Source organism: Agrobacterium sp. AGB01 (genome assembly GCF_014851585.1).
In the GTDB taxonomy this organism is placed as follows: domain Bacteria; phylum Pseudomonadota; class Alphaproteobacteria; order Rhizobiales; family Rhizobiaceae; genus Agrobacterium.
The window spans coordinates 612378-623437 of record NZ_JACVAB010000003.1; the positions used below are offsets into that span (position 1 = coordinate 612378).

The window sequence follows — 11060 nt, forward strand, 5'->3', positions numbered from 1 at the left end:
GTTGTCGATAACGTCGCCATAGCCTGATTGGAAAGACCATGACGAAAGTCTCGCCCCCTGATGTTGCCCGGATTAACGACCTCGTATCCGTCGTTCAGGACCTCACAGACCAAATCGAGCCGCAGTTGATCGAGATACGTCGGGATATCCACGCACATCCAGAAACGGGCTTTGACGTTACACGTACGGCCGACGTCGTGGCGCAAGAGCTTGAACGCCTTGGCATCGAGCATCAAACAGGCGTGGGACGAACCGGTGTCGTCGGATTTATCAAAGGTGGTCGCCCTGGCAAGACCCTTGTTATACGTGCGGACATGGATGCCTTGCCGATTGAAGAGCAGACCGGCCTACCCTTTGCCAGCGTCTACGACGGCAAGATGCACGCCTGCGGCCACGATCTGCATACTGCAACCTTGATTGGCATCGGCAGCGTATTGAAAACAATCGCGCCGCATCTTGCAGGCAATGTAAAACTGATGTTCCAGCCGGCAGAAGAAACGCAGGAAAGTGGCGCGCGTGCCATGATTGCCGACGGCATCCTTGATGGTGTCGACTTGGCCCTTGGTTTCCACAATCATCCGGATGAACCAACCGGCACCTTCAGTTTTGTTGAAGGCATTGCCAATGGCTCGTCTGACGAGTTTGAAATAACAGTGCACGCACAATCCGGCCATGCAGCACGCCCTCATCATGCCGTTGACCCGATTGTCGCTACCGCTCAGCTTGTACTTCAGCTGCAGACCATTGTTTCGCGTGAGGTTGATCCCATGCACACCGCGGTTTTGACCGTCGGTGCTATTCATGGCGGCAACACCCACAATATCATTCCAGATTCAGTAATGATCATGGGGACGGTTCGCTGCCAGGATCCAGGCACCCGGGATGTCATTGAGGCGGCCGTGCGCCGTATATGCGCGGGGTTGGAAGCCTCTATGCGTGTCAAAGCAGAGGTCAATTACGTGCGCGGCGTCCCATCGATGGTGTCGGACCCATTTTTGATCGAGGCTACAACAGCCGCCATCCACGAGCGATACGGCGATGTGATGTTCAAGCGCCAAGCCAGCCTGGGTTCCGAAGACTTCGCTCTGGTCGCGGAAAAGGTACCATCATTCCAGCTTGGCATCGGAGCGTCTCAGGAGGGCCGCCATGACAAGCTGCACAACTCGGATTACCAGCCGGATGAACGGTGCATCGCCAACGGCGTCGTGGCGTTGTCACTGACCGCTGCGCGTATCTTGTCTTAAGAGAATAAGGGGCGGCCAGATAGGCCGCCCTCCAGTTATACGTTTGCTTTAATTGCAAAGATACCGTGTTGAAAGAGCATGAATGTGGTTGGTGCCGATGCCGCAGCAGCCGCCAATGATCGAGGCACCGTTATTGACCCAACGCTTCGCCCATTTGCCGTAAGATTCTGGATCGAGATCAGCACGAACTTCTGTCACCGTTGCGTTTGCTTCTTCATCACCCTGCTGTGACGGGAACGCATTGGCGTAAACTCCGACAGGGATGTCCTTGCCCAGATCCGAAAAGACCTTGCTTGCGGCCGCAATGGCAGCATCCATGACCTCTGGCATGGCGCAGTTGAAGAGAAGTGCTTCCGCACCGAGTTCTGCGGCAAGGCGGGCGCCGTCCGCAACTGTTTCGCCAGACCTGAGCTGCGCATCTCCCATTTCTTCGGAAGAGACATCGTCGCGCAATGTATAGGAAATCCAGAGCGGCTTGCCTGTGTGCCGAATGGCCTGATGTGCCGCCTTTACCTCGATAAGACTGCTCTGCGTTTCCGTGAGCCACAAGTCCACCGATGGCTCAAGTGCCTCCACCAGTACTCCGAGAAGCTCACCGGCACGCGCCGGATCAAAAAGTTCAGGCTGGTAGGAGCCAAAGACAGGTGGTAACGAACCAGCAACCCTCACACTGCGCGGCGCGGCATCGGCGGCTTCACGCGCCAGCGTGCCAGAAAGGGCGGCAAGCGTACGCCCCTCTTTGGCAAAGCGATCTTCGCCGATATGAAAAGGAACAACGGCATAGCTGTTGGTCGTGATAACGTCCGCGCCGGCTTCAATATATTCGTCATGGACTTTACGAACATATTCAGGCCCTTCGATAAGTGCCAGTGCCGACCACTCCGGCTGCCGGAATGGTGCGCCAACACGTTCCAGCTCACGACCCATGCCTCCGTCCAGAATAATTGTCTTCTTGCTCATGGCGAATTGCCCCTTTCAGTATCAAAATTTCTAGAGGCTCTGCCGTGAAGCAACGACGCTATCGAGCCACCCCGTGGCCATTTGGGGAACGGATGCGAGAAGTTTGCCGGTATAATCGTCAAATGGCGGGCTCAGCACATCTGCCTTCTGTCCGTAACGGACCACCCGTCCCTTATGCATCACCGCGACCTTATCGGCGATTGCGCGCACAATTGCCAAATCATGGGTTACAAACAGATATGACGTGCCGTTTTCAGCCTGCACACGCCGCAGCAAATCGAGAATTCCCTCTGCCACCAGTGGATCAAGTGCGGAGGTTGGTTCGTCACACAGCATGAGTTTGGGGCGTGCAGCCAAAGCGCGAGCAATACAAACCCGCTGCTTTTGTCCGCCCGAAAGGTCTGTCGGATAACGGGTCTGAAGAGTTGGTGACAACTCGACAAGCTCGAGCAATTCTTCAACAGCCTTGCGGCGTTCTTTGCCCCGCATACCAAAATAGAATTTAAGCGGCCGACCAATGATATCAGCAACTGTCCGGTTCGGATTAAGTGCCAAATCTGGAAGCTGACTGATCATCTGTATGTTGCGTAACACTTCCTTCGGGCGGTCATCAACGCGAGATGCGAGTTGAACCCCTTCGAAATGAATCTCACCCGCCGCACTCAATAGGCCGCTGACCACCCGAGCAAGCGTCGACTTGCCCGAACCCGATTCCCCGACAATCGCCGTTGTACGCCCTTTTTCGACATCTAGAGAAACATCACTCAGTACAGGGACTGAAGGGTCATAGGCCGCAAATACGTTCTTCACAGAAAGAAGAGCAGTGGCTGATGATCGCTCCTCTGTTTCGTTCTGCCTGGCCCCCAATAGTCGTTTTGTATAGTCCTGTTGAGGTGCTTCAAGGAGGTGCGCCGCTGGCCCCGCTTCAACCACGCGCCCATGACGAAGAACCATCATCTCGTCTGCAACTTGCGCAACGACAGCAAGGTCATGGGAGATGTAAAGCGCAGCCGTTCCAGTCGTCGCAATCGCGTTTTTTATGGCGATAAGCACTTCAATCTGTGTCGTGACATCAAGGGCGGTCGTCGGCTCGTCGAAGACGATCAAGTCGGGTTTCGGGCAAAGGGCCATAGCAGTCATTGCGCGCTGGAGTTGACCACCGGATGCCTGATGGGGATATCGTTCACCAAAACGATCGGGATCGGGAAGACCCAGCATTGCGAAGAGTTCGATGGCCCGTTTGCGTGCGTCCGGCTTTTTCATCACGCCGTGCCAGACGGTGGCCTCAATGACTTGGTCGATCAGTTTGTGGGCAGGATTAAAGGCCGCAGCAGCCGATTGGGCCACATATGTGACCTTGCAACCGCGCAATTCTTGTCCTTTTCCCGCAGCGAGAATGTCTTTTCCGTCGAGAAGAATATGCCCACTGGTGATATGAAGACCATTTCGAACATAGCCGAGTGCCGCAAGACCGATGGTGGATTTGCCAGCACCGGATTCACCGATCAGGCCAAGAACGCGCCCCTTCTGAAGACGCAAACCTATGCGGTCGACAACAATGCCTTCAGCCGATCTGATTTCAAGATCGGTAATTTCAAGCGCGATTTCAGTCATCCTTTTTGACGCCTCTCATTACGCCGCGCTTGCGCTGCCCAATCCAGTCAACAATGAAGTTGATGCTGATAGCCAATATCGCGATGGTGGCGCCCGGGATGAGCGCCGCAAACACGCCGAACATCAAACCATCCTTGTTTTCTTTGACCAGACTTCCCCAATCAGCCACCGGGGGCTGAACACCAAGGCCGAGAAATGACAGCGTCGATAAGAACAGGATGGCGAAGACGAAACGTAGGCCCAACTCTGCCAACAAAGGAGAAATAGCGTTGGGAAGTATCTCGTTAAAGATGATCCACACTTTGCTTTCACCGCGCAGGCGCGCAATCTCTACATAGTCTAGCACAACAAGGTCAGAGGCAATTGCGCGGCTGACCCGGAACACGCGCGTGGCCTCCAGCACAGCCATTACAGAGATCAACACAAACACATTCTTGGGCAACACAGCCAGAACCACCAGAGCGAAAATAAGCGTCGGTATCGCCATCAGCAGATCATTTGTGCGCGATAACACCTGATCCCGCCACCCACCCGAGAGGGCGGCCAGGAAGCCCAACGGCACGCCGAATGCAAACGCAAGAATGGTTGCTGCCCCCGCGATGGATAAGGTCAGTCTGGTTCCCCAGATAACCCGGGACAAAAGATCTCGACCTATGTTGTCTGTACCAAGAAGAGCCTGCGTCGACGGGCCTTCCCATACGCCGCCAACAATTTCCGATATGGGATGCGGCGCAATGACGTTTGCGAAAACCGCAATGAAAAGAAAGAATGCGACGCCGCCAAAGCCGATGACCGCGAGAAGACGTGAAGTTGTCCTTTGTCTCATCGCGGATGCCTTAATCTTGGATTGGTGAGCATGACCATCACATCGACAATGATATTCAGTCCGATATAAACGGCAGCAAAGATAAGGCCGCATGCTTGCACTACGGGGACGTCACGTTTGGCGACGTGGTCGACCATGTATTGTCCCATGCCTGGATAAACGAAAATAACCTCGACAACGACGACACCGACGACGAGATATGCCAGGTTCAATGCAATGACGTTGACCACGGGCGACAAGGCGTTGGGCAAGGCATGTTTCAAAAGAATTTGCCACCGCGGCAAGCCTTTTAACTGCGCAGTCTCGATATAAGGTGAAGACATAACAGCCATCAGAGAGGCACGTGTCATTCTCGCCATGTGCCCTGTCACAGCAATCACCAGCGTCATACAGGGAAGCGATACCGCAACCAACCGTTGCCAGCCACTCATCGATGATGTCACCAAGGCACTCGACGGCAAAAGCCCAAGCGAGACCGCCAGATAAGCGATCAATATGTAGGCGACGAAAAACTCTGGCAGCGAAATCGTCCCAAGAGTTGCCACTGCAATCGTTCTGTCTACAGCCCGCCCCGCATACAGTACGGAAATGATGCCGAGTATAAGCGCCAATGGAATGGCAAACAGCGCAGAGACAGAAGCCAGATACAACGTATTGCTTAAGCGAGGCGCGATGCTTTTTGCGATATCCTGTCTGTTTGAATAGCTACGTCCGAGGTCACCCTGAACAGCATTCCCCAGCCATTCGCTATAGCGCTGGATAGCAGGCCTCTCCAAGCCAAGCTCTTTACGGATGCTCTCCACCGCCTGCGGCGTCGCTTGCTGACCAAGCATTGCTGTCGCGACATCACCGGGCAATATCTGCGTTCCCGCAAATATTACGACAGACGTCGCCCAAAGCAGCAAAATCCCCAAAAGTAGCCGGCGGACAATCATCGACAGCAATCCGCTGCTTTGCCAGATGCGCGCCGCAGCCTGTCGCAATGTAAACTGGGCGATCTGAGCGCGTTGCGCTGTCTGTATTGGCTTTTGTGTCATCACAGTCCGGTGTCAGGTCTTGCAAGATTTGGCATTTTTTCCGCCTGCAAGTTATAACGAAATGGCAGCGATAAACCGTCTATATGGTCATCGCTGCCATTTCCATGTCTTGAAGGAAAATAAGGCTTATTCTTCGAGCCAGACCTTTTCCGCAAGGCGATAGCCACTCATGTCGCCGCCACCGGGAATGGAAACATATCCCTTCACCTTGCCGTTTGCCGCGGCGAGATTGTCGGTGAAGACAGGGATCAACTCGCCACCCTCTTCAACGATCAGGACCTGCATATCATGGTAGATCTGCTTGCGTTTTGTCTCGTCGAGCTCAACGCGCGATGTCGCCAGCAATTTATCGAAGGTCTCGTTCTTCCAACCTGTTTCATTCCAGGGCGCATCGCTCTGAAGCAGCATGGAAAGCATAGCGTCGGCTGTCGGCCTCACGGACCAATTGGATGCAACAAATGGCTTTTTCAGCCAGACCTCATCCCAGTAACCGTCCGATGGCACACGCTCGACATCGATCGTAATGCCAGCCTTCGCGGCGGAAGCCTGATACAGTTGCGCAGCATCGGCTGAACCGGTGAAGCCATTATCAGAAACGCTGAGCGGGATGGAGCCAGAGAAACCGGACTTTTTCAGATGGAAAGACGCCTTCTCCGGATCATATGCACGCTGTGGCACATCCTTTGAATAAAGCGGGTTCCAAGACGGAATAGGATGGTCGTTACCAATCGCGCCTGTGCCTACGAGCAGGCTTTTCTGGAGCTCCTCTCGGTCAATCGCATATTTCAGGGCAAGACGGAGGTCATTGTTCTTAAGAAGCTCCGAGTCTGTGCGCATCGGGAAGCAATACATCGAGTTCTCAGGCGTGCGAAGAATCTGGATGTCTGGCCGGGTTGTCAAACGGCTGACAATACGAGGCTCGACGGCATTGATGATATGTGCCTGACCGCTCATCAGGGCGGCAGCGCGCGCGGTTGCGTCATCCATCGCAATTGTTTCAACGGAATCAACGTTGGCCCGGTCCGGGTGCCAGTAGTTCGGATTACGTCGCGTCAGCGCGCGCACACCCGGTTGGAAATCCTCAAGAACAAATGCACCGGTCCCGATACCCTTGTCGAAATCCTCTCCCTCAGGGCCAATCCCCAGATGGTAGTCAAGAAACGCAGACGGGAAGTCTACATTGCCGGCTGTCAGAGTAACTGTAATCTCATAGGTGTCCGATGCCACAATATCGCTTACAGCCAGCAGCACACCCTTACCACCCGACTTAGTGTCCTCACCCCGATGATGATTGAGTGAGTAAACGACGTCCTTGGCGGTTAATTCCTTGCCATTGTGGAACGTCACGCCTCGCCGCAAACGGAATACCCATTTGCTAGCGTCCGGATTAGCAGGTTCCCAGGTCTCTACCAAAGCGCTCGTCAGTTTTCCATCCGGCCCAAGCTCCAAGAGCGTATTAAAAAGCTGGAAGCCCACGGTATACATATAGGCCATGGTGTAGGATGCCGGATCAAGGTGATCGGAACTCGAAGCGGAGTGCATCGCTATGACGAGATGGCCACCCTTGCGTGGGCCTGCGTCCTGCGCCCGTGCGGCAGACGGAATGAAAAGCCCGGAAGACGTCAACCCAAATCCAGCCGCGGCGAGCGCCGTGGCGGATAGGCCCAGGAACTGGCGTCGGGAGTGAGCTTGCGGAACGGGGAAATTTTTCTGATTTGGCATGATATAACTTCGCGGTTTATGAGATATATTTTCTCTTCTGGAGTGGTTGATCTCATCGTTGACGCGGCTTCGCAAGCCATGGCGACCTGAAAAATACGATTATTTTAGAACATCTTTTCAGTAGATGACTTCTAGTCCATCGGGTGAGCAGCGGCAGTGAACGTCTACCCGATCAGCCTCTTCGGTGATTCTCGAAAAGCCAACCGACCGACCGATCTACCTTTGCTCAACCAGAAATTTTAAAAAGAACTTTGAAGTCGATACCGCGAGCCGGGGTAAAGAAGTCTCACGGACGAGGCCACCTGATTTCCCGACCATGTCCGGCGACGAACCAGAAGGCACGGTTCTGAACGCGCCACCGAAAGAAGCTTGCATTCCCATGGCTGCGGCAACACCGCTTCGATGAATTGCTCCGTGCGAATGATCGGTGCGACCCGCGTCAGGAAAGCGTTCGGTGTGACTACCGTAAAATCCTGATCGAGATAGTCAGGTGCAACATCGGGATTAACGAAGCGGTCCTCGATCTGGATCGGCACATCATCTTCATGATGCGCGATGATGGTGTGGAAGGCGATATTTCCAACCTTGATCTCCAGTGCTTCAGCCAATTCCGGCCCACAAGGTTCTCTCTGCGCGAGAATCAATTCGGCGCGATGTGTTGCTCCCCGCTCGGCAATTTCATCGGCAATGTTGCGAACGCCCATAAATTTGGCACTGCGCTTTTTCGGCGCAACAAACGATCCGCGCCCCTGAACCCGCACAATCACGCCTTCACTGGCCAACTCCCGCAGCGCCCGGTTGGCGGTCATGCGACTGACACCCAAAACGTCAACCAGCTCATTTTCCGAAGGAATACGCGAGTTAACCGGCCACTCGCCCGATTCGATACGTGCCTTTATCTGGGCTTTCATACGCTCGTATAGCGGCGCCTCGCGTGCGCTGGCATCCTTGACGATAGCCTCGACTTCAGCCTGCGGCATACAATGGCATCCTTGTTACAGTCCTCATCTGCATACAAAATATGCAGCCGAAATTTAAGCCCATTATTTCAATATCCCGCTTGATTGTCATCTGAAAAGCTGCAATGTTCCATATACAACTTGAGGCGCGACGATGGCATCGACAAGAACTCTTTTCTGCAAACGTGCTTTTCTGGCTGACGGCTGGGCAAACAATGTCACGCTTTCCATCGACCATGATGGCACAATAACCGACATTCAGGCTGAAACCACGCAAACCAATGCTGAAGAGCAGGCAAAAGGCCCGGTTGCGCCGGCAATTGCAAATCTACATTCACACGCCTTTCAGCGTGCCATGGCTGGTCTTGCCGAAGTTTCCAGTTCATCCGAGGATAGTTTCTGGACATGGCGTGACGCTATGTATCGGCTTGTTGGCCAGCTTTCCCCGGAAGACATGCAAGCTGTTGCCGCAAAGTTGTATAGTGAACTTCTCAAAGGCGGTTTCGGCCACATCGTAGAATTTCATTACCTGCACCATCAGGCAGATGGCACAGCATATGACGATCCGGCGGAAATGTCGCTGCGCATTTTTAATGCTGCAAAGCAATCCGGCATTGGCCTCACACATCTTCCGGTCTTTTACGCCCATGCTGGTTTTGGCGGCACCGCTCCCGGCGATGGTCAGCGCCCCTTCATTCATTCAGTAGATCGTTTTCTGACGCTTCTTGAACGTCTGGAGAAAGAGCGAGCGGGCACGGCGATCAATCTGGGGCTGGCAATTCACTCCCTGCGCGCTGCCACGCCGGATGAAATGCACACCATTCTCAGCGCCGAACAAACCGGTGGCCCGATCCATATCCATGTTGCCGAACAGCAGAAGGAAGTGGACGACTGCCTGGCGTGGAGCGGTCGCAGACCGGTGCAATGGCTGCTCGATGAAATGCCTGTCGATGAACGCTGGTGTGCCATTCACGCGACCCACATGACAGCGGAAGAGACGTCGCGTCTTGCAGGCAGCGGCGCGGTTGCCGGTCTTTGCCCGGAAACCGAAGCCAATTTGGGCGACGGCATATTCCCCGCCACCGATTTTCTTGGTGCCAATGGCCGTTTTGGTATTGGAACGGACAGCCATGTCGCCACCAGCGTCAGCGAAGAACTGCGCCTGCTCGAATATGGCCAGAGGTTGCGAGACCAGAGACGCAACAGAATAACAGCTGGTAGCGGCACGTCTGTTGGCGAGACACTGTTCAAGGGCGCATTGGCAGGCGGCGCACAGGCAGCGGGCCAACCAAAGCACGGGCTTAGCATCGGCGCGTCTGCTGATCTGGTGGTTTTGAGTGAGGTTGAAGCCTTTATCGCCACCGCGCCATCGACAAAAATTCTGGACCGCTGGCTTTTTGCCCTTGGGTCAAAAGCCGTTCGGGACGTCATGGTTGCCGGACAATGGGTTGTTCAGGACGGTCGTCACATCCGTCAGGAGGAGATCGATCGCGCATTTCATGCTGCTCTCAAGCGGCAACATTAGACTGCATTTTTAACGTCACTGACATTCATCAAAAAAGGGGAACATAATGTTGAATGACAAATTGAAATATACAATTGCAGCCGCGGCCATGATCCTTGGCGGTTCTGTCGGTTCGGCCCAGGCATCCTATTGCGGCGACGGCAAAACCGTTACCTTTGCGGGTATTGACTGGGAAAGCGGCTCGTTCATTACCGAGGTGATGAAGACCATTCTCGAAAAGGGTTATGACTGCAAGGTCGACTCCATTCCCGGTAACTCCGTGACGCTCGAACAGGCAACAGCAAACAACGATGTGCAGATTTTCGCCGAAGAGTGGATTGGCCGTTCTGACGTCTGGAATGCAGCCTCTGCAGCTGGCAAGGTCAAGTCGATCGGCAAGACATTTGTCGGCGCATCCGAAGGCTGGTTCGTGCCAGAATATCTCGTTAAGGGCGATGCAAGCCGTGGCATCGAAGCCAAGGCGCCTGATCTGAAAAGTGTCGACCAGCTTTCCAATCCCGAAATTGTTGAACTGTTCAAGGACCCGGAAGAACCATCCAAGGGTCGTTTCCTGAACTGCCCATCGGGTTGGACATGTGAAGGCGTCAACACCGCAAAGCTTGAAGCCTACAAGCTGGGTGAAACCTACGTGAACTTCCGCCCAGGCACAGGCACGGCACTCGATGCAGGCATCAGCTCCGCTTACCTTCAGGGCGAACCAGTCCTGTTTTACTACTGGAACCCGACCGCAATCATGGGCAAGTTCAAGCTCGTTCAGCTGGAAGAGCCAACCTATGATGCAGAATGCTGGAAAGAGCTGACCAGCGCCAGCGGCAAGCGTGAAGCCGGTTGTGCATTCCCGGCTGTTGAAGTCGCTTACGGTATCAACAGCACATTTGCGGAAGAAGCGCCTGAAATCGTCAGCATCCTCGAAAAGGCAACCTTCCCACTGGACGAAGTCAATGCAAGCCTTGCCTATATGGTCGACGAAAAGGCTGACGCTCCGGCTGCAGCGGCACGTTTCCTGAAGACGAAGGGCGACGTATGGGGTGGTTGGGTTTCACCTGAAGCCAAGGCAAAGATCGAAGCCTCCCTCAACTAAACAGAACGGGAATGTGCGGGGTCGGCGAACCAACAGCGTTTGCCGCAACCTTGCACATTCCCTGCCCCTGTTCTTTTCTTCCGTCTCCCATA

9 protein-coding genes are annotated in these 11060 nt (G+C 54.3%); 3 read left to right on the top strand and 6 right to left on the bottom strand.

All coding sequences use genetic code 11. The annotated features are described in order from the left end of the window. The first annotated feature begins 38 nt into the window (after positions 1–38). Positions 39–1244, top strand: coding sequence for a M20 family metallopeptidase (locus tag IB237_RS14580; RefSeq protein ID WP_192489368.1), 1206 nt, complete (start codon positions 39–41; stop codon positions 1242–1244). 48 nt (positions 1245–1292) lie between these two features. On the opposite strand, the gene IB237_RS14585 is transcribed toward IB237_RS14580, so the two are convergent. From IB237_RS14585 to hutC, 6 genes are all read right to left on the bottom strand, one after another. Beyond that, the gene (locus tag IB237_RS14585; protein WP_192489369.1) at positions 1293–2204 is read right to left on the bottom strand and encodes a homocysteine S-methyltransferase family protein; all 912 of its coding nucleotides are present in this window, start codon (positions 2202–2204) and stop codon (positions 1293–1295) included. 30 nt (positions 2205–2234) lie between these two features. Continuing rightward, positions 2235–3818: an ABC transporter ATP-binding protein gene (locus tag IB237_RS14590; protein WP_192489370.1), complete on the bottom strand. Its 1584-nt coding sequence runs from the start codon at positions 3816–3818 to the stop codon at positions 2235–2237. Next, complete coding sequence (locus IB237_RS14595) at positions 3811–4644, bottom strand: ABC transporter permease (RefSeq protein WP_192489371.1); 834 nt, start codon at positions 4642–4644, stop codon at positions 3811–3813. Before IB237_RS14595 ends, IB237_RS14590 begins: the two co-directional genes overlap by 8 nt. Continuing rightward, a complete protein-coding gene (locus IB237_RS14600) occupies positions 4641–5579 on the bottom strand; it encodes an ABC transporter permease (RefSeq protein ID WP_246787921.1) in 939 nt (312 codons plus the stop codon). Before IB237_RS14600 ends, IB237_RS14595 begins: the two co-directional genes overlap by 4 nt. Before the next feature lie 228 nt (positions 5580–5807). After that, positions 5808–7403 (bottom strand): ABC transporter substrate-binding protein, encoded by a 1596-nt coding sequence (locus IB237_RS14605; RefSeq protein ID WP_192489373.1) that lies wholly within the window; start codon positions 7401–7403, stop codon positions 5808–5810. A 239-nt stretch (positions 7404–7642) separates the two neighbouring features. Next, entirely contained in the window at positions 7643–8383 is a 741-nt protein-coding gene (gene hutC, locus IB237_RS14610; RefSeq protein ID WP_192489374.1) for a histidine utilization repressor, read from the bottom strand. Positions 8384–8516: 133 nt separating this feature from the next. Between hutC and hutF the strand changes: the two genes are divergently transcribed. Together hutF and IB237_RS14620 are read left to right on the top strand one after the other, a co-directional pair. Further along, on the top strand, positions 8517–9887 hold the full coding sequence (hutF, locus tag IB237_RS14615) for a formimidoylglutamate deiminase (RefSeq protein WP_192489375.1): 1371 nt from the start codon (positions 8517–8519) through the stop codon (positions 9885–9887). A 46-nt stretch (positions 9888–9933) separates the two neighbouring features. Next, positions 9934–10968 (top strand): ABC transporter substrate-binding protein, encoded by a 1035-nt coding sequence (locus tag IB237_RS14620; RefSeq protein WP_192489376.1) that lies wholly within the window; start codon positions 9934–9936, stop codon positions 10966–10968. Positions 10969–11060: the final 92 nt, after the last annotated feature.

What these genes read in the sequence shown, in the direction of transcription:
- IB237_RS14595 (WP_192489371.1), bottom strand. Translation starts at nt 4,644, where the DNA reads ATGAGACAAAGGACAACTTCACGTCTTCTCGCGGTCATCGGCTTTGGC.
- IB237_RS14590 (WP_192489370.1), bottom strand. Translation starts at nt 3,818, where the DNA reads ATGACTGAAATCGCGCTTGAAATTACCGATCTTGAAATCAGATCGGCT.
- IB237_RS14585 (WP_192489369.1), bottom strand. Translation starts at nt 2,204, where the DNA reads ATGAGCAAGAAGACAATTATTCTGGACGGAGGCATGGGTCGTGAGCTG.
- IB237_RS14580 (WP_192489368.1), top strand. Translation starts at nt 39, where the DNA reads ATGACGAAAGTCTCGCCCCCTGATGTTGCCCGGATTAACGACCTCGTA.
- hutF (WP_192489375.1), top strand. Translation starts at nt 8,517, where the DNA reads ATGGCATCGACAAGAACTCTTTTCTGCAAACGTGCTTTTCTGGCTGAC.
- IB237_RS14605 (WP_192489373.1), bottom strand. Translation starts at nt 7,403, where the DNA reads ATGCCAAATCAGAAAAATTTCCCCGTTCCGCAAGCTCACTCCCGACGC.
- IB237_RS14620 (WP_192489376.1), top strand. Translation starts at nt 9,934, where the DNA reads ATGTTGAATGACAAATTGAAATATACAATTGCAGCCGCGGCCATGATC.
- hutC (WP_192489374.1), bottom strand. Translation starts at nt 8,383, where the DNA reads ATGCCGCAGGCTGAAGTCGAGGCTATCGTCAAGGATGCCAGCGCACGC.
- IB237_RS14600 (WP_246787921.1), bottom strand. Translation starts at nt 5,579, where the DNA reads ATGATTGTCCGCCGGCTACTTTTGGGGATTTTGCTGCTTTGGGCGACG.